The following is a 22,296-nucleotide window of genomic DNA, read 5'->3' as shown; positions in this document are numbered from 1 at the left end:
GCAGAGGGTAGCGGCGCGCGGCGGGCAGGCGTCGCCGGCCGGCGGCGGTCCCGTCGCGCCACCACGCAGGGTTCACGGGACATCGACGCAGCGCATATCCTGTCCGCCGAGGACTCGCGGAAGGGACGCCATGCCGTCGCGGCAGGACCAGCTCCACTCCTACCAGTTCACCGTGCAGCGGGCCGTCGCCGCCCTGGTGATGCGGGAGACCGACCCGGCGCGGTCGCCGTTTCGCCGGCTGGCCGGCGCCGGGCTGGCCAGCGTCCTGGTGGCGGCGATCGGGCTGGGTGGATTCGCCCTCTACGGCCTGTTCGCCGGGGGCGGGTCGACGTGGCGCGACACCGGCGCGGTGATCGTCGAGAAGGAGTCCGGGGCGCGGTTCGTCTACCGCGACGGTCGGCTGCACCCGGTGCTCAACTACGCCTCCGCGCTGCTGATCGTCGGCGCGGACCGGTCCCGGACGGTGCTGGTGTCCCGCCGCTCCATCGAGGGGGTGCCGCGCGGGCTGCCGCTGGGCATCGCCGACGCCCCGGACTCGCTGCCGGCCGCCGGGCGGCTGTCCACCGCGCCGTGGACGGTCTGTTCGCGGCAGCCGGCCGACGCGACGCGGGCCGTACCCCGTTCGGCGTTGCTGATCGGCCGGGAGGCGACCGGCGGGCGGCGGCTCACCGAGGAGGCGGTGCTGGTCCGGCACCCCGACGGCGGGCTGCATCTGATCTGGCACCAGCGTCGGCACCTGCTGCGCGACACCGCCCGGGTGCTCGCCGCGCTGGCGACCACCCGGGAACGCGCGGTTCCCGCCGCCCCGGCCCTGCTGAACGCCCTGCCGGCGGGCGTCGACCTGGCCCCGCCGCCGCTGGCCGGGCTCGGTGAGCCCTCGTCCGGGGTCACCGACGCCACGGTCGGGGACGTCTACCTGGTCCGCAACTCCGGCGGTGGCCGGCAATACGCGGTCGCCGGGCGCGACGGCCTGGCCGGCATCACCGAACTCCAGGCGGCCCTGCTGATGGCCCGCACCGGCCAGGACGAGCCGGCCCCGATCAGCCTGGGTCGGTTCGCCGCGTCGCCCAAACTGCCCGACCTGGTGCCGACCGGGCCGACCGCGCCGCCACCGGTCCCACCCCGCCTGGCCGGCGTCGACGGCGGCACGCTCTGCGCCCGCATCGGCCACGACGGCACGGTCGGCGAGGTACGGGTCGACCCGGTCGTGCCGGATCTCACCGCCGCCCGTGGCACCGACGCCCCGGGTGGGGTGCGCGCCGACCAGGTGCTGGTCGAGCCGGGGCGCGGTGCGGTGGTCGAGTCGGTGGCCGCGCCGGGCGCCGACGGTGGGGCCGTGTCGGTGGTCACCGACCTGGGCCGGCGCTACGTGCTCGCCGACGAGGGGGTACTCGGCATGCTCGGCTACCGGGAGGTCACCCCGGTCCGGCTGCCCGCCGGCCTGGTCAGCCTCGTTCCGGCCGGCAGCACCCTCGACCCGGCCGCCGCCCGGGCGGTCGCCGCCCCGTCCTGACCGACGCCGTCCGGGCCGCTCCCCGAGGCGGCGGGTCAGGAGGTGGGGCGGCGCAGCAGGCTGACGGCGAAGTCCGCCTCGTCCCGCCAGGGGCGCAGGTCCCAGGTGGCGAAGCGCTGTTCGAGCCGCAGGCCGGCGGCGGCCAGGTCGCTGTCGAAGTGGTCGAGCCGGTAGCCTCGGTCGAGGCCGAAACCGACGAGCACCACCCCGTCCGGGCGCAGGTGGGCGGCGATCCGGGTCAGCACGGCCGGTTCGGTGCCGGCGGCGACGAAGGCCATCACGTTGCCGGCCACCACGGCGGCGTCGAACGGCTCCGCCTCACCGTCGGCGGCGAGGTCCAGCGTGGCGAGGTCGGCGACCAGCCAGCGGGGCCCGGGATGGTCGGTGCGGGCCGCCTCGACCAGGGCGGGGTCGGCATCGACCCCGACCACCCGGTGCCCCCGCGCGGCGAGCGCGGCGCCGACCCGACCGGTGCCGCAGCCGGCGTCCAGGATGCGCGAGCCGGGGGCCACGACCGCGTCGACCAGGCGGGCCTCACCGGCCAGGTCGGCCCCCTCGGCGGCGAGCCGCCGGAACCGGTCGATGTACCACTGGGAGTGTTCGGGGCCGGTCTCGGTCGCCCACCGGGTCGGGTTGGTCATGCCGCCACGGTAACCGTCCGGCCGGCGTGCCGCGGCGTCCAGGGCAGCGCCCACCCGGCCCGGGAGCCGGGCCGGTCGCGGCGGGGATCAGGGCAGCCGCGCCACCGTGACGAACTCGTTGTAGGTGAAGACCTTGCCCATCGACCGGGGGAACGGGAAGGAGTACTGCTTGACCACCGTCATGCCGAGATCCCGGGCGGCCTGCGCGGCCTCGTCGAACCCGACGAACCGGACATGGGTCGCGTCGCTGGCGTATCCCCGCTCCTGCGGGGTGATGAAGACCGCCGTGCCGCCCGAGCGAAGGAACGGCAGGTAGCTGGAGATGACCTCCAGAGCCGCCTCGGCGGGCAGGTGCTCCAGCAGGTGGGCGGCGAGCAGCGCGTCGAAGGCGCCGGGCCGGGCGTGCGGGGACTGGTGGAACTCCTCGATCGTGTACGCCTCCAGCCCGGCGGCCCGCGCGTGCGCCACGGAGGTGGGGTTGTGGTCCACCCCGACCGCGCCCTCGCCCAGGTTGGCCAGGTTGCGGCCGAGGCCGCAGCCGACGTCGAGGGTGCGCCCCAGTTCGAGTCGCTGGAGGTTCCACCGGTAGGGCGCCTGCACGTCGAGCACCTGCTTCCAGCGCGCGCCACCGAGGCGTTGCAACCGCTGGGTGTAGTCCTCGCCCTCGGTGCCCGCCGCGGTGTCCTGCTCTGCTCGACTCATCGCCGGCCTTCCTGCCCGTCGCGGAAACGTCGCCACCCGGCGCGCGTGCGGAGGCACGCCGCCGGCCGTCGGGTGCCCGCGCCGACGCGGACACCCGACAGATGCTACGGACCCGGGCGGCCATCGTCAGCCCCCACGGGCGGCGGGTCGGCCCTGGTGACGCAGGGTGGTGCGGGCTTCGACCCTGGGTGTCCGCCGGGGGTCGGGGTGGCCCGTTCGGTGGCGTCGGTGTGACCTCCGGGTCAGGCGACGCCGGCCGGGGTGACGCCGCCGGCCCGCAGTGCGGCCAGCGGGGCGTCGTCGACCGCGTAGCCGAGCGCGTCGACCACCTCGACCACGCCGCTGACCTGCGCGCTGAGCCGCAGCGCCAGGTGCACGGTGGACCACCGGTCCAGTTGCCCGGTGAGGGCGACCACCCCGCCGTGCACGGTCACCTCGACCGTGCCGTCGGGCACCCCGAGCACCCGGTGCAGCACGTCGGTGACGACGTCGCGACGGATGTCGGCGTCCGGCCGGAGGTGGACCCGCAGCAGGTCGCCCCGGGTGACGATGCCGACGAGACGGTCCAGGTCGTCGACGACGGGCAGCCGCTTGACGCCCCGCCGGTCCATGATCCGGGCGGCCTGCGCGAGGGTCGCGCCGGGGGAGACGGTGACCGCCGGTGTGGTCATCAGGTCCCCGGCCAGGGTCGCGGTGGCCTTGGCCCAGGCGGTGCGGGTCCGGCGACCGGGGAAAATCCGCCGCTCGTGCGGCTGCCCGAGCCGTTCCACCTTGTGCAGCAGGTCGGCCTGGGAGACCACGCCGAGCACCCGCCGGGTGCCGTCGACCACCGGCACCGCCGTGACGTGCCGGGCGGTGAGCAGGTCCACCACCGCCCGGTACCCGGTGTCCTCGTCCACCGTGAGCACGTCGACCGTCATCACGTCCTGCACCTGCCACGTCCGCATGGCGTCCTCCTCGGTCCCGCCTCCGACGCTAGGTGGCGGGCGGGGTCCGGGGCAGGGGCGCAGGACCGGATCGGGGTGGGCCGGAGGTCCCGGGTGGTCGGGCGTCCCTAGGATGGCGGGGGCCCACGGCTGCGGCAACCCACCTGACCTGGCGTTAAGGTGCCGTCCATGGTGGAAAATAGCCGGTTTGCAAGCCCTTCCACCGCAAAATTACTTGTCGGTAGACACTTAGGCTGAAACTCCTTTTCGCGCTAGGGGGATGATCGGCCGATTTTCGCCGTCCGATCTTCAGGGGGCGGTGGGCCCTTCGGTCCGACTCCGATCGATGATCTTTCCTCGGCCGGATGTCGTCCTATTCTGCTTCCATTGTGAAGTCCTGGGGGGGATCATGATCACAATTGGCTGTTCCCGCACGGCTGCCCACAGTGGAGTCGAGCCGATCCGCTGACATGGCGCAATCGACGATCATCCAACAGTTCGCCGAGGTCTCGGCCACCCGTACCGACCACCCGGCGATCCTCGGCGAGACCCACGAGGTCAGCTACGCCGCCCTGGCCGCCACGGTCGGCGGGCACGCCGTCGCGCTCACCGCGGCCGGCGTCCGCCCCGGCGACCGGGTCGGCCTGCTCACCGGGCACGGCACCGGCACCATCGCCGCCGTCCTCGGCACCCTCGCCGCCGGTGGCGTGTACGTGCCGCTGGACCCCGGGTTCCCGGTCGACCGGCTCCGGCACATGCTCGCCGCCGCCGACGTACGCGTCGTCGCCTGCGCCCCGGACCACCGCGACCTCGCCGACGCCCTGTGCGCCATCCGACCCGGCACCCGCGTGCTGGTCCTCGACCCGGCCGCCACCGCCGCGCTGCACCCCCTCCCGGTGGACCCCGACAGCCCGGCCTACGTGCTGTTCACCTCCGGCTCCACCGGCACCCCGAAGGCCGTCGCGCAGACCCACCGCAATCTGCGGCACGTCGTCGACAATCAGATCCGCACCCTGGGGATCGGCCCGACCGACCGGCTCAGCCTGCTCGCCTCGTTCAGCTTCGACGCGGCCATCCCCGACCTCTATCCGGCGCTGCTCACCGGGGCCGCCGTCGTACCGGTCGACCTGCGGCGGCACGGCCTGGCGTACGCCGTCGGACAGCTCGCCCGGCACCGGGTCACCGTCTACCACTCCACCCCGACGGTCTACCGGTTCCTGCTGGACACCCTCGGCGGTCGGCGGCTGGACAGCATCCGCGTGGTGCTGCTCGGCGGCGAGCAGGCCACCCACGCCGACGCCGCCCGGGGTCGCGACCGGTTCGCCCCGGGATGCGTGCTGGTCAACGGCTACGGCGCCACCGAGATGACGTTCGCCGCCCGGTACGCGCTGCCGCTGGCCGACGCCGACCCGACCGGCACCGGCCCGCTGCCGATCGGTACGGCGCTACCCGGCTACACGCTGCGGTTGGCCGACTCCGGCGAGATCGTGGTGCGCAGCCCGCACCTCGCCCCCGGCTACCTCGGCCAGCACAGCGACCGGTTCGGTGTCGACCCCGACGGGACGCCCACCTACGCCACCGGGGACCTGGGCGCGTGGCTGCCCGGCGGGGAACTGGTCTGCCTCGGCCGGCTCGACCGCCAGGTCAAGGTCCGTGGGTTCCGGGTCGAGCTGACCGAGGTCGAGGCCGTCCTCGCCGCGCAGCCCGGCGTCGCCGCCGTGCGCGCCATCGCCCGCGACGGGGCACTGCTCGCGTACGCGGTGCCGGCCGGCGGCGACCCCGACCCGGCGGCGCTGCGCGCCGCCCTCGCCCGGCGGTTGCCCGACTACGCGCTGCCCCGCGCCGTGCTGGTCCTCGACGCGTTCCCGCTCACCGTCACCGGCAAGATCGACGAGCGGGCGCTGCCCGACCCGCCCCGGACGGTCCCCGCCGGACAGGAGCCGGCCACCGACACCGAGCGGGCCGTGCACGACATCTGGTGCGCGGTGCTCGGCCGCGACGCCGTCGGCCGGCAGGAGAGCTTCTTCGACGCCGGTGGCCAGTCCCTGCTGCTCGGCCAGGTGCAGCAGCGCATCGCCGACCGGTTCGGTACGACGCTGCCCATGGTGCGGCTGTTCGCCCACCCGACGATCGCCGCCCAGGCCCGGCTGCTCGACCCGGACGTCGACGTACCGGCGGCCGGGGCGGCGCGCACCCGCCCGCTCCCCGCGCCGATCCTGCCCACCCCGACCGCGCCACCGGTCGCCGCCCGCGAGTACACCGGCGACGAGATCGTGGTGGTGGGGCTCGCCGGCCGGTTCCCCGGCGCACCCGACGCCGCCACCTTCTGGTGGAACGTCTGCGCCGGCGTCGACTCGGTGCACGACCACTCCGACGCCGAGCTGACCGCCCTCGGCATCGGGCCCCGACTGCGCGCCGACCCCCGGCACGTGCGGGCCACCGGCCGGCTCGACGGGGTCACCGACTTCGACGCCGAGTTCTTCGCCATGGGCGACGAGGAGGCCGCCCGGACCGACCCCCAGCACCGGCTCTTCCTGGAGACCGCGTGGGAGGCCCTGGAGGACGCCGGGCACGACCCGACCCGCTTCCCCGGCCTGGTCGGCGTCTACGCGGCCACCTCCGCCAACCGCTACTTCCTGTTCCAGCTGATGGACAACCCGGCCGTGGTCGGCGACGTCGACCCGGACGACTGGGAGGCCCGGCTGATCGGCCGGCAGTCCACCGACCACCTGCCCGGCCAGGTGGCGTACCGGCTCGGGCTGACCGGGCCGGCGGTGGCCGTGCAGAGCGCCTGCTCCAGTTCCCTGGTCGCGGTCTGCACCGCCGCCCAGAGCCTCGCCGACTACCAGTGCGACATCGCCCTCGCCGGCGGGGTCAACGTCACCTGGCCCCGCTACCGGGCCACCCCCGGCGGGCTGGCCTCCCCCGACGGCCGCTGCCGCGCCTTCGACGAGGCCGCCGAGGGCTCCGGCTTCGGCTCCGGGGTCGGCGTGGTCGCGCTGCGCCGGCTCGCCGACGCCCAGGCCGACGGGGACCGGATATACGCCGTCCTGCCCGGATGGGCGGTCACCAACGACGGGCCCGACCGGGCCGGCTTCGCGGTGCCCGGCCCCGCCGGCCAGGCCGCCGCCGTCGCCAACGCCCTGGCCGCCGCCGAGGTCGCCCCCGGCGAGGTCCGCTTCATCGAGGCCCACGGCAGCGGTACGCCGCTGGGTGACGCCATCGAGGTCGCCGCCCTGCACGAGGTGTACGGCGGGGCCGCCCCCGCCGAGTCCTGCGCGCTGGGCTCGGTCAAGACCAACATCGGTCACCTCGACGCCGGTGCCGGCATCGCCGGGCTGATCAAGACGGTGCTCGCCGTCCAGCACGGGGTGATCCCGCCGAACCTGCACTTCACCCGCCCGCACCCGGAGATCGACCTGGCCGGCGGCCCGTTCTACGTGCCCACCAAGGCACGGGACTGGCCGGACGCGCCGCGCCGGGTGGCCGGGGTCAGCGCGTTCGGGCTCGGCGGCACCAACGCGCACGTGGTCGTGGAGCAGCCGCCACCTGCCGTACCGGCCGAGCCGTCGCCGCCGCGGGCCTGGCTGCTGCCGGTGTCGGCGCGTACCCCGCAGGCGTTGCGGGCGGCGCTGACCCGGCTGCGGCACCACCTGGCCGGCGTCGGACCGGCGCTGCCCGAGGTCGCCGCCACCCTGGCGCTGGGCCGGCGGTCCTTCGCCCGGCGGGCCGCCGTCGTCGCCGCCGACCTGGCCGAGGCGGTCGCCGGACTGGACAAACTGCTCGCCACCGACGCCACCGTGGCCGGTGCGCCGGGGGCGTTGCGTGACCTGGCCGCCGGCTGGGTGGCCGGCCGCGACGTCGACTGGGCCGCGCTGCACCCCGAGGGCACCGTCCGGCGCACCGGGCTGCCCGGCTACCCCTTCCAGCGCCGGCGGCACTGGATCGACCCACCGCAGAGAGGCGCACGGTGAACTGGTTCGTCTCGCCCGGAAGCCGACCCCAGGCACCGGCGCAGCTGTTCTGCCTGCCGTACGCCGGGGGCGGAGCCAGCGCGTTCCGCCGCTGGCAGCCGGAGGCCGGCCCGGACGTGGAGGTGCTGCCGGTGCAACTGCCCGGCCGGGAGAACCGGATCGGCGATGACCCGGACTTCACCGTCGCGGAGCTGGCCGCCGTCATCGCCGACCGGGCCGACCGCCCGTACGCGATCTACGGGCACTCGATGGGCGGGCGGCTCGGCTTCGAGGTGGTGCGGGAGCTGCACCGCACCGGCCGCGAGCTGCCGGTGCGGCTGTACGTCGGCGGCGCCCGCGCCCCGCACGTCACCGCCGCGAGCTCCTTCGACGGGCTGTCCCGGGTGGACGACGACGAACTGCTGCGCCGGCTCGCCGCCGGTGGGGGCCTGCCCGACGGCCTGCTGGACCACCCGGAGCTGGTGGAGCTGCTGCTGCCGTTGCTGCGCGCCGACTTCGGCCGGGTCGACAGCTACCGGTACGTCCCCGGGGCGCCGCTGCCGGTGCCGGTGGTGGTGTTCGCCGGGCGGCACGACCGGGCGGTCAGCCGGGAGCAGAGCGCCGCCTGGGCCGGGCACACCGCCGCCGGCTTCACCCTGCACGAACTCGACGGCGGACACTTCTTCCTGCACGACCGCCTGCCCGAGCTGCTGGGCCTGATCCGCGCCGACCTGACCACCGCCGTCGACACCCGTGCCCCCGCCGACCCGGCCCCGGCCGCCGACCCGGTCCCGGCCGGGATCGGCGGCCACCGGGTGCCGCTGGGCGACACCGGCTGGTCGGTGTGGCGCGACGCGATCCTGCGCGGCACCGGCTTCCCCGCCGACGGGCTGACCCGCTTCGCCGCACCGCAGGCAGCCGCGGCCGCCGACGACCTGCTCGACGGCGACACCCCACCGGACCGGTTCGACAAGGAGTTCACCGAGGCCGTCCGGGCCGCCGCGCACCGGTGCAGCGACCTGGCCGCCGACCCGCTGCTGCGGGAGGCGGTCACCTGGCAGAACCGGGGCGCGCTGGTCGCCCTGGACGGGCTGGCCCGCAGCGGCGGCGACGCGGCCCGCAACGTGCGCCGCCGCGACCGCGAGCGGGCGCTGCTCAAGTACTGGCAGCGCTACGCCGGCAAGAACGAGACGGTCGGCTTCTTCGGGCCGAGCTGCTGGGTCACCGTCGACCCGCAGCAGCCGGAGGTGGCCCGGGTCGACCACGGCGCGGCGCTGACCCGCCGCCGGTGGGTCTGGTTCGAGTCGTGGGCGCTGTCGGCCTACGCCGACCGGATCGGCACCGACCCGGCGGTCCGCCGCTGGTGGCCGCCCCGGCTCTGCGCCCAGCTCAGCGTCCGGGGACGCGAGGTGTGGCGGCCCGGCCGGCCACCGGTCCCGCTGTCCCCGGTGGAGGCCGCGCTGCTCGCCGCCGTCGACGGCCACCGGCCGGCGTACGACCTGGTGGCCGACCCGGCCGTCGGGATGCGCCGGCCCGAGGACGGCTACGCCCTGCTGGACCGCCTGGTGGCCCGGGAACTGCTCACCTGGGACGCCGCCCTGCCGGTGAGCCCCGACGCCGAGCAGGTGCTCTCCGCCCGGATCGCCGCGATCGGCGACGAACCGGCCCGGCTGGCCGCACAGGCCGGCTGGGACCGGCTGCGTGCCGCCCGCGACGCCGTCGCCGCGGCGGCCGGCGACCCCGACCGGCTGCGGGTCGCCCTCGACGAGCTGGACGACACCTTCACCGCGCTGACCGGGGCCGCCCCCCGCCGCCGGGAGGGCCAGATGTACGCCGGCCGGACCATCTGTTACGAGGACACCAGCCGGGACCTCGACGCGGTCTTCGGCGCGCCCCTGCTCGCCGACCTCGCCGCGCCGCTCGACGTGCTGCTGCGCGCCGCGCGCTGGCTGGTACAGGCGCTGGCGCAGGCGTACGACGCGGTGTTCCGCTCGCTCTACGAGGAGTTGCGCGCCGAGGCCGGCGACGGCCCGGTCGCCCTGTCCGACCTGTGGTTCCTGGTCCAGGGCCTGTTCTGGGGCGAGGGGGAGCGGCCGGTCGACGCGGTGGCCGCCGAGTTCGCCGCCCGCTGGGCCGGACTGTTCGGGTTGGACACCCGACCCGCCGACGCCGGGCCGGTCCGGCTGCGGGTCGCCGACCTCGCCGACCGGGTCGACGCGACCTTCCCCGCCACCCGACCGACCTGGTCCAACGCCCTGCTGCACAGCCCCGACCTGCAGATCTGCGCCACCGACGTGGAGGCCCTGCGGCGCGGGGAGTACACCGTCGTGCTGGGTGAACTGCACGCCGGCTGGTCGTCGTTCGACTGCTCGGTGTTCACCCCCGCGCACCCGGACGTCGAGCGGCTGCGTGCCGCGCTCGCCGAGGACCTCGGCGCCCGGCGGGTCCGGCTGCTGTTCCCGACCGACTGGCCGCGCCGGACCAGTCGTACCGCCGAGGCGCTGACCGGCCCGACCGACCGGCACCTGGCGTTCCTGCCCGCGCCCGGCGGCGACCCGGCCCGGCTGCTGCCCACGGTGGACCTCACCGTCACCGACGAGCGGGGCGACCTGGTCGCGACCGCCACCGACGGTCAGCGGTGGCCGCTGGTGGAGATCTTCGCCGAGCTGCTCAGCGCGCACGCCGTCGACGGGTTCAAGCTGGTCGCCGCCGCGCCCCGTACGCCCCGGATCGTGCTGGACAACCTGGTGGTGGCCCGTGAGACGTGGCGTACCACGGTCGGTGAGTGCGGGTTCGCCGACGCGCGCGGGGAACGCGACCGTTACCTCGCCGTCCGGGCCTGGCGGCGGCACCTGGGCCTGCCGGAGCAGGTGTACGTCAAGCTCGGCACCGAGACCAAGCCCTGCTTCGTCGACCTGAGCAGCCCCGCCTTCGCCAACATGCTCTGCGCCATGGTCCGGGCCGCCCGGGTCGACGGCGGCGACGCGGTGTCCCTGGTGGTCAGCGAGATGCTGCCCACCCCCGACCAGGCGTGGGTGCCCGACGCCGCCGGCCGGCGCTACTTCAGCGAGCTGCGGTTGCAGATCGTCGACGCCCCCGCCGGGGAGGCCACCCGATGAGCCACCTGATACCCCTGGGCGGCACCGGCTGGTCGGTGTGGCGGGACGTGGTGCTGCGCAGCGCCGGCTTCCCGGCCGCCGGGCTGGACCGGTTCGCCGCCCCCGGCGCGGCCGCCGCCGCCGACGGTGTGCTCGCCGGGGAGGTCCCGCCGGAGGTCTTCGGCAAGGTCCTCGGCGCGGCCCTGCTGGAGTCGTCGACGGCCGTCGGGGAGATCGCCGCCGACCCGCTGTTGCGGGAGGCGGTCACCTGGCAGAACCCGGACATGCTGTCGGCGTTGGACGGGCTGCTGCGCACCGACCCGACGGTGCGTAACTCGCCCCGCCGCAAACGCGAGGCCCGCCTGCTGCGCTACTGGCAGCGGTACTGCGGCAAGGCCGAGACGATCGGCTTCTTCGGCCCGGTCTGCTGGGGCGTGTTCGACCCCGCCCACCCGGGTGCCGAGCTGCGCCCCGGGCCGGCCCTGGTCACCCGCCGGCAGGTGTTCTTCGAGGCGTGGGCGCTGACCGAGTACGCCGACCGGCTCGCCGACGACCTCGCGGTACGCCGGTGGTGGGCACCGATGCGGCAACCGCATCTGACCGTCGAGGGGCGTCGGCTGCGCCGGCCGCTGCACCCGCCGGTCGCGTTGACCGCCACCGAGGCCCGGCTGCTGGCCGACTGCGACGGCCGTACCCCCGCCGTCGAACTGGTCGCGCGGTTGCACGCTGACGGGCTCGTGCACCGCGTCGACGACGGCTACCTGCTGCTGGACCGCTGGGTCGAGCGGGGACACCTCTCCTGGGGGGCGAACCTGCCGGTCAGCCCGGACGCCGAACGGGTGCTCGCCGACCGGATCGCCGCGATCGGTGACGACACGGCCCGCGCCGGGGCCGCCGCCGGGTTCGACCGGCTGCGGGCGGCCCGCGACGAGGTCGCCACCGCCGCCGGTGACCCGGACCGGCTCGCCACCGCGCTGGCCGGCCTCAACGCCGAGTTCACCGCCGTCACCGGCCGGCCCGCCACCCGCCACCGTGGCCAGATGTACGCCGGCCGCACCGTCTGCTACGAGGACTCCGCCCGGGACCTGGAGTTCCGCCTCGGTGCGCCGGTCCTCGACGCCCTGGCCGCCCCGCTGGCGGTGGTGTTGCAGGCCGCCCGCTGGCTGACCGCCGAGATCGGCGTCCGGGTGACCACGCTGCTGGCCGAACTGCACGACGAACTGGCCGCCGACGGGCCGGTCCGGCTGGCCGACATCTGGTCGCTGGCCCAGGGCACACTGGTCGCCCCGCACGGGCCGGTCGCCACCGCGGGGGCCGAACTCACCGAGCGGTGGGCCCGGCTGTTCGGCCTGCGGGACCTGCCGGCCGACCGTGTCGAGCTGCGGCTGTCCGCCGCCGAGCTGGCCGGGCAGGTGCACACCGTCTTCCCCGCCGACCGGCCCGGCTGGCCGTCGGCCCGGCTGCACAACCCCGACGTGCAGATCGCCGCCGCCTCTCCGCAGGCGCTCGCTCGGGGGGAGTTCCTGCTGGTCCTTGGCGAGCTACACCCGGCCGCGATCGCGTTCGACAGCGCGGTGCTCAGCATGTTCCACCCCGATCCGGCGGCGCTGCGTGCGGACTTCGACACCGACCTCGGCCCGATCCGGCTGCGGGTGCTGTGGCCGGAGAGCTTCCCCCGGCGGGCCACCCGCACCACCTACGGCCTGCCCGGGCCCACCGACCGTGAGCTGGGTATCGACACCGCGCAGGGGGCCGACGTCGACCGCCTGGTGCCGGCCACCGCCGTCACCGTCTCCTACCACGGCGACGAACTGGTCGCGGTCTTCCCCGACGGCGCCCGCTGGCCGCTGGTGGAGGTCTTCGCCCAGGTCCTCGGCGCGCTGATGCTGGACGTGTTCAAGCTGCTCGACCCGGCCCCGCACACACCCCGGATCGTCATCGACCGGCTGGTGGTGGCCCGACGTACCTGGCGGACCACGGTGGGGGCCAGCGGCCTGGCCGGGCAGCCCGACGAGACCGCCCGCTACCTCGCGGTACGCCGCTTCCGGGCCGACGCCGACCTGCCCGAGCGGGTGTTCGTCAAGGTCGGCACCGAGGTCAAGCCCTGCTACGTCGACCTGACCGGCCCGCTGTACGCCCAGTCGCTGTGCGCCATGGTCGACGCCGCCGCCCGGACCGGCCCGGACGTCCCGCTGGTCGTCACCGAGCTGCTGCCCACCCCGGCCGACACCTGGGTGCCCGACGCGGCGGGCCGGGGTTACGTCAGCGAACTGCGCCTGCTGATCACCGATCCGGCCACCTACCCGGGCGTCGAACCCGCCAGCCACCGGGGAACCGACCCCGCCACCGTACGGGGAGTGCAGTGACCGACATCCTGACCGTCATCGCCGTCGCCGGGCCGGCCCTGCCCTGGCCGGACGGCACGCTGGCCGACCTGATCGTCGAGCGGGCGGCCCGCTGCCCGGACGCGGTGGCGGTGCGCCAGTGGGACGACCGGCTCACCTACCGGGAGCTGGTCGGCCGGGCGGCCGGCCTGGCCGCCGCGCTGCGGGCCCGGGGGGTCGGCCGGCAGACCCGGGTGGGGATCTGCGCCCACCGCCGCCCCGACCTCGTGGTCGACGTCCTCGGCGTGCTGCTCGCCGGGGGCTGCTACGTGCCGCTGGAGCCCGGTGGCCCCCGGCAGCGGCTGCGGGAGATCGCCGCCGACGCCGGGGTGACGCTGGTCGTCGGCGACGCGGCGGCGGTCGAGTTCGCCGACACCCCCGGCGTCGAGGTGGTCACCGCCACCGGCCCGGCCCCGCTGACGCCCTGCCCGGCGCGGGCCGGCGACCCGGCGTACGTGCTGTTCACCTCGGGTTCCACCGGCCGACCCAAGGGGGTGCTGACCACCCACCGCAACGTGGTGGAGTTCGTCACCGGCTGCGCCGCGCTCAGCGACGCCGACGCCGGGGTCCGCAGCCTCGGCATCGCCTCGCTCGGCTTCGACGCGGCCAGTATCGACCTGTTCGTCCCGCTGCTGCTCGGCGGCAGCGTGCAACTGCTCGGCGCCGACGACCGCGCCGATGCGGACCGGCTGGCCCGGTTCGTCGTCGCCCACGACGTGAACTGGGGTTTCATCACCCCGACCGTGCTGTCCATGCTGGACCCGGCCCGGGTGCCCGGCTGGCGGACGGTGCTCTGCGGCGGCGAGGCCGTCCCCGCCGACCTGGTCGCCCGCTGGGCACCGGGACGACGGCTGCTCAACGGCTACGGCCCCACCGAGACCACCGTGCTGGCGGTCAGCGGCGACCTGACCGCCGCCGACACCGACCCGGTGCCGATCGGGCTGCCCCTGCCCAACCACCGGGCGTACGTGGTGGACGACGCGCTGCGGGCGGTGCCGCCGGGGCAGACCGGTGAGCTGCTGATCGGCGGGCCGGGGCTGGCCGACGGCTACCTCAACCGGCCCGGCCTGACCGCCGACCGGTTCGTCCCCGACCCGTTCTCCGGGCTGCCCGGCGAGCGGCTCTACCGCACCGGCGACCTCGTCCGGCAGGCCGACGACGGGCGGATCGTCTACCTCGGCCGGGCCGACCGGCAGGTCAAGATCCGGGGCCAGCGGATCGAGCTGGGCGAGGTGGAGGCCGTGCTGGCCGCCGTACCCGGCGTCGACCGGGTGGCCGTGGAGGCGGTGCCCGGCCCGGCCGGGACCGAACTGGTCGCCTTCCTCACCCCGGCCACCGCGCCCGACGACGACGCCGTCCGGGCGTACGCCGGGGGGCGGTTGACCGCCGCGATGCTGCCGGCGCGGCTGCTGCGCCGCGACGACCTGCCGGTCAGCGCCACCACCGGCAAGCTGGACCGGCCGGCGCTGCGCGCGCTGGCCGACGCCGCCCTGACCGCCGCCCCCGCCGACGGGCCGACCGACGAGCCGACCGACCCGGTCGAGCGGGTCGTGCGGCGGGTCTGGACCCGGCTGCTCGGCGCGGCACCCGCCCCGGACACCGACTTCCTCGCCGCCGGTGGCAACTCCATCGCCGCGATGCGGCTGGTCGCGGCGCTCCGCGCCGAGCTGGGCCGGCACGTCGACACCCGGGACGTGCTGGCCGGGCGCACCCCGGCCGCGCTCGCCGCCCGGCTGCGGGCCGCCGCGCCCGCCGACGCCGACGGGCTGACCACCGGCAACCCGCCGACGCTGTCCCCGCCGCAGCGCCGGCTGTGGTTCGTCGACCAGCTCGCCCCCTCCAGCGCCCCCTACAACATCGCGGTCGCGCACCGGCTGCGCGGCCCGCTTCACACCGGCGCGCTCGGCGCGGCGCTGCGGGCCGTGGCCACCCGGCACGACGTGCTGCGCTGGCGCATCCCACAGACCGCCGGGGTGCCCTACGCGGTGTGCGAGGAACCGACCGACGTGGCGGTGCCGGTGGTCGACCTGACCGGCCGCGCCGACGCCGAGGCCGAACTGGCCGGGATGCTCGCCGCCGGTGCCGCACACGCCTTCGACCTGGCCACCGGCCCACCCTGGCAGGTGACCGTCTACCGGCTCGGCCCCGACGAGCACGTGCTGGCGATGACCATGCACCACGCGGTCTTCGACGGCTGGTCCGAGGCGGTCCTCTACGCCGACCTCGCCACCGGGTACGCGCACGCCGTCGCCGGCACGTCGCCGACCCTGCCGCCGCTTGCCGCCTCGTACGCCGACTACGCGGTGTGGCGCGACGAGCGGGACCGCCGGCAGGGCCCCGCCGACCTCACCTGGTGGGCGGAGCACCTGCGGGGCGTGCCGACCGTGCTGGACCTGCCCCGCGACCGGCCCCGCCCGGCCGTGCAGACGTACGCGGGCGCGGAAGCGGCGGTGACCCTGACCGCCGCCGCCGACCGGGCGGTGCGGGACCTGGCCGAGCGGCGCGGCAGCACCGTCGCGGCGGTGCTGCTGGCCGGGTTCGCCGAGCTGCTGCGCCGGCTCACCGGCGGTGACGACCACGTGGTCGGGGCGATCGTGGCCGACCGCCGGCTGGCCGCCTTCGACGACGTGGTCGGCTTCTTCATCGACACCGTCCCGGTGCGGCTGCGCACCGGCGGCGGCGACACGGCCGGCGGCAGCGGCGGGGTCGGGTTCGCCGAACTGGTCGACCGGTGCGCCACCGAGCTGCACGAGGCGACCGCCCACCCGGGCGCGCCGCTGGAGAAGCTCGTGGAGACCCTCGGCGTCGGCCGGGACACCTCCCGGGCGCCCCTGGTGCAGGTGCTGTTCAACGTGCTCAACTTCACCGCGCCCCGGCTGACGTTGACCGGGTTGACCGTCGAGGCGCTGCCGGTGCCCAAGCCCGGCTCCCCGTTCGACATCACCGTCTACGTGGTGCAGCGCGACGGCCGGTGCGGGGTGGACGTGGTCTACAACCCGGACCTGTTCGACGCCGACCGGATCGACGCGCTCCTGGCCGACCTCGCCGACCTGGTCGGCGCGCTCGCCGCCGACCCGGACACCCCGGCCGACGCGGTCGCGGTGGCGCTGCCCCGGCCGACCGTCCGGGTGGCGGCGCTGGGCGCGATGACCGTGGCCGCCACCGCACCGGCGCCGGTCGCGCCGGTGCCGACCGGGCCGGACGAGCTGACCGAGACCGAGGAGCTGATCGCCGGCATCTGGCGGCAGGTGCTGGAACGCGACCGGGTCGGGGTCGCCGACAACTTCTTCGACATCGGCGGGCACTCGCTGGCCCTGGCGGCGGTGCACGCCCGGCTCACCGCCGCCACCGGCCGGTCGATCACCATGCTCGACCTGTTCCGGCACCCCACCGTCCGGGCGCTCGCCGCCAGCCTCGACGGGGCCGCCGACCGACCCGAGCTGGCCCGCGCCGCGTTGCGCGCCGCCGCCCGGCGCGGCCGGACCCGTCGTACCCCGCCACCCCGCCGACCGCACCAACAATGACGCCGCCTCCCTCCCCACCGCCTACGGGCGGCACCTTGCGACAAAGGACGACCCCGATGCAGAACGAGATCGACACCGCGCCGCCCACCGATGCCGGCATCGAACCCATCGCCATCGTCGGGCTCGCCGCCCGGCTGCCCGGTGCCGCCGACGTCGGCGAGTTCTGGCGCAACCTGGTCGACGGCGTCGAGTCGGTCACCGAGCTGAGCCGCGACGAGCAGCTCGCCCGGGGTGCGACCGCCGACGAGGTCGACGACCCGGGCTGGGTGAACCGGGCCCCGCTGATCGACGGGTACGACACCTTCGACGCCGGGCTGTTCGGGATGACCAGCCGCGAGGCGGAGATGACCGACCCGCAGCACCGGCTGTTCCTGGAGAGCTGCTACACCGCGTTGCAGGACGCCGGCTACGACCCGGCCCGCTACCCCGGGGCGGTCGGCGTGTACGCCGGCACCGGCGGCAACACCTACCTGCACCGGTACGTGCTGCGCAACAAGCGGATCGGCGGCAACCCGCACGGCGCGGTCTCGCTGGCCACCGGCAACTCGCCCAACTACGTGGCGACGAACGTGTCGTACCGGCTGGACCTGCGTGGGCCGAGCCTGACCGTGCACACCGCCTGCTCCACCTCGCTCGTCGCCTTCCACCTGGCCTGCGAGGCGCTGCGCAACCACGAGTGCGACATGGCGCTGGCCGGCGGGGTCAACGTGGAGCTGCCGCACGTCGGCTACCTGGGCATGGACGGTTTCACCTCGCCCGACGGCCGGTGCCGGCCGTTCGACGCCGGGGCCAACGGCACGGTCTGGGGCAGCGGCGTCGGGGTGACCCTGCTCAAGCGGCTCTCCGATGCGGTCGCCGACGGCGACACGATCCGCGCGGTGGTGCTGGGCAACGCGATCAACAACGACGGCGCGGGGAAGGTCGGCTTCACCGCCCCCAGCGTCGACGGGCAGGTCGAGGCGATCGCCCAGGCGGTCGGGATGGCCGGGATCGACCCGCGCAGCATCAGCTACGTCGAGGCGCACGGCACCGGCACCGCGCTGGGCGACCCGATCGAGGTGGCCGCCCTGTCGGCGGTGTTCGGCCGGGACACCGACGATCGGGGCTGGTGCGGCATCGGCTCGGTGAAGTCCAACATCGGGCACCTGAGCCAGCCGTCCGGCATCGTCAGCGTGATCAAGACGGTGCTGGCGATGGAGCACGGGCTGATCCCCCCGACGATCAACTACGAGACCCCCAACCCGGGCATCGACTTCGCCGACACCCCGTTCTACGTGACGAACACCCTGACCAAGTGGGACACCGACGGCGGGCCGCGCCGGGCCGGGGTCAGCTCGTTCGGCATCGGCGGCACCAACGCCCACGTGGTCCTGGAGGAGGCCCCGGCCGCCCACCGGGCGGACCGGCGGGTCCGCCCGGCGCACCTGCTGACGGTGTCGGCGAAGACCGCGTCGGCGCTGGACAGCGCCGTCACCCGGCTCGCCGACCACCTGGCGGCCACCAGCGACGGGGGGCCGGGACTGCTCGCCGACGTGGCGCACACGCTGCGGGTGGGACGCCGGGAGTACCCGCACCGGGTGGCCGTGGTCGCCACCGACCTGGCCGAGGCGGTGACGGCGCTGCGTACCCCGCGCCGCCGCCAGGCCGGGGTGGTCGACGGCACCGCGCCGCGCACCGCGTTCCTCTTCTCCGGCCAGGGCGCCCAGTACGCCGGGATGGGCGCGCAGCTCTACGCCGAGGAGCCGGCCTTCGCCGCCACCGTCGACGAGTGCGCCGCGCTGCTCCGCCCCGAGCTGGGTCTGGACCTGCGGGACCTGATCCTCGGCCGCGACCCGCAGGCGGCGGAGAAGCTCACCGAGACCCGTTACACCCAGCCGGCCCTGTTCGTCGTCGAGTACGCCCTGGCGCTGCACTGGCAGCGGGCCGGGGTCCGCCCGGCGGCGATGATCGGCCATTCGATCGGCGAGTACGTCGCCGCCACCGTCGCCGGGGTGCTGACCCTGCCCGACGCGCTGCGGGTGGTCGCCGCCCGGGGCCGGCTGATGCAGTCGCTGCCGGCGGGGGCGATGCTGGCCGTGTCGCTCGACGAGACGCAGGTCGCCGCCCGGCTGCCCGAAGGGCTGTCCATCGCCACCGTCAACGGGCCCGGCACCTGCGTGGTGGCCGGGGAGAGCGCCGCAGTCGCCGCGTTCGCCGACGGCCTCGGCGGCAAGAAGAGCAAGCCGCTGCGCACCTCGCACGCGTTCCACTCGCCGATGATGGACCCGATCCTGGCCGAGTTCACCGCGCTGATGGCGACGGTGCCGCTGCACGCGCCGGCCATCCCGTTCCTGTCCAACGTGACCGGCACCTGGATCACCGCCGAACAGGCCACCGACCCGGCGTACTGGGCGGCGCACCTGCGCCGGCCGGTGCGTTTCGGAGACTGCGTGGCGACCCTGCTCGGGGCGGGCACCTGGGCGCTGCTGGAGTGCGGTCCGGGCCGGCAACTGGCCAACCTGGCCCGGATGCAGGTCGCCAAGGGCTCCCCGGCGCAGCGGGCGCTGACCCCGCTGGGCAGCCTGCCCGGGCCGGGTGAGCCCACCGGAGACCTGGCCACCCTGCTCACCAGCGCCGCCGCCCTGTGGTGTGCCGGGATCGGGGTGCGGTTCGACGCCGACCCGGCCGCCCGGCGGGTGCCGCTGCCCACGTACCCGTTCGAGCGGCTGCGTTACTGGGCCGACCCGGACCCGGTGGCGGCGGTGCCCGACGCCCCGGCCGACGCCGGCCCGCAGCCGCTGCAACGGTGGTTCGCGGTGCCGGTGTGGCGGCAGGCCGCCGCCGACCCGGCGACGGTGCCCGGCGGCCGCTGCCTGGTCCTCGCCGCCGGCCCGCGCGCCGACGCGCTTGTCGACGCGCTGCGGGCCGCCGGTGACGATCCGGTCGTGGTACGCCCCGGCACGGCGTTCGCGGCGACCGACGACGGGTACCGGCTGCGCCCCGGGCACCGGGAGGACCACGACGCGCTGGTCGCGGCGTTGACCGCAGGCGGCGTGCCGTCCCGGCTGGTGCACGCCTTCGCCCTGGACGGCTCGCCGGCCGGCCTCGACGCGGCTGCCGCCTGGGACGCCCAGCAGCGCGGTTTCTTCGACGCCCTGCACCTGGTGCAGGCGCTCGCCGGGGCGGGGGCGACCGCCGAGGAGCGGCCGCTCACCCTCGACCTGGTCACCGCGGGCGTCGGCGACGTTACCGGCGTCGACCTGGTCCGCCCCGAGCATGCCACCCTCGCCGGCCTGGCCCGGGTGCTGCCGGCCGAACTGCCCGGCCTGGCCGTACGGCTGGTCGACGCCGATCCGGCCGGCGACGGGGTCGACGCGCTCGCCGCCGAACTGCGCCGCCCGGTCGACCCGGAGCGGGCGGAGGTGACGCTGCGCGGCACCCGCCGCTGGGTGACCGGCTACGAGCAGGTCACCGTCGCCGCCGAGACCGGGTCGGGGGCGCTGCGCGACGGCGGCCGGTACCTGGTCACCGGTGGCCTGGGCGGCATCGGCGTCACCCTCGCCGAGGACTTCGCCCGGCGGGCGGGGGCGAAGCTGGTGCTGCTGGCCCGCTCCGGGTTGCCGCCGCGTGAGCGGTGGGACGACCACCTGGCGGTGCACGGCGGCGCGGACCGGGCCGGTCGGGCCATCGCGGCGATCCGTCGGATGGAGGCCGCCGGTGCGACGGTGCTGGTGCTCGCCGCCGACGTCACCGACCCGGCCGACCTGCGTCGGGTCCGGGCCACCGTGGAGGCCGAGTTCGGCGGGCTGGACGGCATCGTGCACGCCGCCGGCCTGCCCGGTGGCGGGATGGCCGAGGTGAAGGAGCGGGCCGAGGCCGAGCGGGTGCTCGCCCCGAAGCTCACCGGCACCCTCGCCCTGGCCGAGGTCTTCGGTGACCTGCCGTTGGACTTCGTGGCGCTGTGCTCGTCGATCACGTCGGTGATCGGCGGCTTCGGTCAGGTCGACTACTGCGCGGCGAACGCCTTCCTCGACGCGTTCGCCCGTTCCGGCGCGGGTTTCCGGGCCCCGGTGCTGTCGCAGAACTGGGGTGGCTGGGCGGAGGTCGGCATGGCGGTGGAGACCGCCGCGCCGGCCGCGTTCCGGGCCGCCGGCCGCGACACCGTCACCACGCCGGTGGACCACCCGGTGCTCACCACGAAGGTGGTCGGCCCGGAGTCGACGGTGCTGCACGGCCTGGTGTCCGCCGACACCCACTGGCTGCTCGACGAGCACCGCATCGGTGGGGTGCCGGTGGTGCCCGGCACCGCCCACCTGGAGTCGGTGCGGGCCGCGGTGGTCGCCGCCCTGCCGTGCCCCGCGCCGCAGGCCGCGGTGGAGCTGCGCGACGTGGTGTTCCTTGAGCCGTTCGCGGTGCCGCAGGGCACCGCCGCCCAGTACCGGGTCGAGCTGACCGCCGCCGAGGACGGTGTCGACTTCGCCGTCCGGAGCCTGGCCGCCGGCCAGCTCCGCACCCACGTGCGCGGCTCGGCCGGCTGGACCGTGGAGGCCGCCCCGCCGGCCCGGGTGCCGGTGGTCGACGGCCGGCGGGTCGACGACGACGCCTCGTTCGGTCGGGGCCGCACCAGCATGCTGACCTTCGGCCCGCGCTGGGCGTCGCTGGCCGAGCACCGGCTCGGCGACGGCGAGGAACTGGCCCGGATCGAGGCCCCGGAACCGGTCCGGGCCGACCTGCCCGCGTGGGGGCTGCACCCGGCGCTGCTGGACGTGGCCACCGCGTTCGGCCGGGGCCAGGGCGACGGCACCTACCTGCCGCTGTCGTACGGGCGGATCGTGGTGCGCGGGCCGCTGCCGGCGGTGTTCCACAGCCACCTGCGGCACCGGGCCAGCGCCACCGACGAGGTGGTCGCCGCCGACCTGTCGCTGACCGACACCGAGGGCCGGGAACTCGTCGCGATCGGCGACTTCGTGCTGCGCCGGGTCGACCAGGGCGCGGTCACCGGCGGGTTGACCGGCGTCGCCGACGTGGCGCCGGCCGAACCGGCGGCCGGGACGGTCACCGAGGACATCCGCCCGGTCGACGGCGCGGAGGCGTTCCGGCGCAGCCTCACCGCCGGCCTCGGCCCGCAGGTGGTGATCGCCACCCGGACGGTGGCGGACATCCGGCGGCGGGCCTCCCGGGTCACCACCGACGCCCTGGAGCAGGACCCGGAGCCGTCGACCGCCGCCGCGGCGGCGACCGGCGGCGGCTCGGCGCCCCCGCGTACCGAGCTGGAGATCACCATCGCCGGGGTGTGGCGCGAAGGGCTGGGGGTGGCCGAGGTCGGGGTGGACGACGACTTCTTCGCCCTCGGCGGCAACTCGCTGGTTGCGGTCCAGTTGATCGCCGCGATGCGCAAGGCGACCGGGGTCCGGCTGCCGATGCGCAGCCTCTTCGAGACCCCGACCGTGGCCGGTCTGGCCGAGCGCATCACCCAACTGCGGGCCGCCGCGGCCACCGACGACGAACCGGCCGCGCCGGCCACCATCCCCGCCATCCCGCGGCTACCCCGCGCCTGACGTCGAGAAAACAGGAGA

Annotated in this window: 9 protein-coding genes; 6 read left to right on the top strand and 3 right to left on the bottom strand. The window is 76.1% G+C overall.

Annotated elements, in window-relative coordinates; translation table 11 throughout:
* Nucleotides 1-130: 130 nt before the first annotated feature.
* Nucleotides 131-1,513: a type VII secretion protein EccB gene (gene eccB / locus ACN260_RS16450; protein ID WP_422751943.1), complete on the top strand. Its 1,383-nt coding sequence runs from the start codon at nt 131-133 to the stop codon at nt 1,511-1,513.
* Nucleotides 1,514-1,548: 35 nt separating this feature from the next.
* Here eccB and ACN260_RS16445 read toward each other — a convergent pair whose 3' ends face one another.
* The 3 genes from ACN260_RS16445 to ACN260_RS16435 all read right to left on the bottom strand — a co-directional run bounded on the left by ACN260_RS16445 (nt 1,549) and on the right by ACN260_RS16435 (nt 3,803).
* The gene (locus ACN260_RS16445; protein ID WP_422751942.1) at nt 1,549-2,154 is read right to left on the bottom strand and encodes a class I SAM-dependent methyltransferase; all 606 of its coding nucleotides are present in this window, start codon (nt 2,152-2,154) and stop codon (nt 1,549-1,551) included.
* 87 nt (nt 2,155-2,241) lie between these two features.
* Nucleotides 2,242-2,856 carry a methyltransferase domain-containing protein gene (locus ACN260_RS16440; RefSeq protein ID WP_422751941.1) on the bottom strand — a complete coding sequence of 205 codons (615 nt, stop codon included), beginning with the start codon at nt 2,854-2,856 and terminating at the stop codon, nt 2,242-2,244.
* Nucleotides 2,857-3,098: 242 nt separating this feature from the next.
* Nucleotides 3,099-3,803 (bottom strand): CBS domain-containing protein, encoded by a 705-nt coding sequence (locus tag ACN260_RS16435; RefSeq protein WP_422751940.1) that lies wholly within the window; start codon nt 3,801-3,803, stop codon nt 3,099-3,101.
* A 449-nt stretch (nt 3,804-4,252) separates the two neighbouring features.
* On the opposite strand from ACN260_RS16435, the gene ACN260_RS16430 reads away from it, so the two are divergent.
* The 5 genes from ACN260_RS16430 to ACN260_RS16410 are packed head-to-tail and all read left to right on the top strand — an operon-like array spanning nt 4,253 to nt 22,278.
* The gene (locus tag ACN260_RS16430; RefSeq protein WP_422751939.1) at nt 4,253-7,756 is read left to right on the top strand and encodes an AMP-binding protein; all 3,504 of its coding nucleotides are present in this window, start codon (nt 4,253-4,255) and stop codon (nt 7,754-7,756) included.
* Nucleotides 7,753-10,854: a thioesterase domain-containing protein gene (locus ACN260_RS16425; protein WP_422751938.1), complete on the top strand. Its 3,102-nt coding sequence runs from the start codon at nt 7,753-7,755 to the stop codon at nt 10,852-10,854. The genes ACN260_RS16430 and ACN260_RS16425 overlap by 4 nt, the downstream gene beginning before the upstream one ends.
* Entirely contained in the window at nt 10,851-13,199 is a 2,349-nt protein-coding gene (locus ACN260_RS16420) for a lantibiotic dehydratase (protein WP_422751937.1), read from the top strand. Before ACN260_RS16425 ends, ACN260_RS16420 begins: the two co-directional genes overlap by 4 nt.
* Nucleotides 13,196-16,741, top strand: coding sequence for an amino acid adenylation domain-containing protein (locus ACN260_RS16415; RefSeq protein WP_422751936.1), 3,546 nt, complete (start codon nt 13,196-13,198; stop codon nt 16,739-16,741). Before ACN260_RS16420 ends, ACN260_RS16415 begins: the two co-directional genes overlap by 4 nt.
* A gap of 56 nt (nt 16,742-16,797) precedes the next feature.
* Nucleotides 16,798-22,278 (top strand): SDR family NAD(P)-dependent oxidoreductase, encoded by a 5,481-nt coding sequence (locus ACN260_RS16410; RefSeq protein WP_422751935.1) that lies wholly within the window; start codon nt 16,798-16,800, stop codon nt 22,276-22,278.
* Nucleotides 22,279-22,296 lie beyond the last annotated feature (18 nt).

This window comes from Micromonospora sp. WMMD708 (assembly GCF_049315245.1).
Lineage (GTDB): Bacteria > Actinomycetota > Actinomycetes > Mycobacteriales > Micromonosporaceae > Micromonospora > Micromonospora wenchangensis.
The sequence above is the reverse complement of the archived record's forward strand: the minus strand, read 5'-3'. Positions and strand labels throughout refer to the sequence as shown.

Excerpts from the sequence above, each read along its gene's own strand:
- eccB (WP_422751943.1), top strand. The coding sequence starts at position 131 with ATGCCGTCGCGGCAGGACCAGCTCCACTCCTACCAGTTCACCGTGCAG.
- ACN260_RS16445 (WP_422751942.1), bottom strand. The coding sequence starts at position 2,154 with ATGACCAACCCGACCCGGTGGGCGACCGAGACCGGCCCCGAACACTCC.
- ACN260_RS16440 (WP_422751941.1), bottom strand. The coding sequence starts at position 2,856 with ATGAGTCGAGCAGAGCAGGACACCGCGGCGGGCACCGAGGGCGAGGAC.
- ACN260_RS16435 (WP_422751940.1), bottom strand. The coding sequence starts at position 3,803 with ATGCGGACGTGGCAGGTGCAGGACGTGATGACGGTCGACGTGCTCACG.
- ACN260_RS16430 (WP_422751939.1), top strand. The coding sequence starts at position 4,253 with ATGGCGCAATCGACGATCATCCAACAGTTCGCCGAGGTCTCGGCCACC.
- ACN260_RS16420 (WP_422751937.1), top strand. The coding sequence starts at position 10,851 with ATGAGCCACCTGATACCCCTGGGCGGCACCGGCTGGTCGGTGTGGCGG.
- ACN260_RS16410 (WP_422751935.1), top strand. The coding sequence starts at position 16,798 with ATGCAGAACGAGATCGACACCGCGCCGCCCACCGATGCCGGCATCGAA.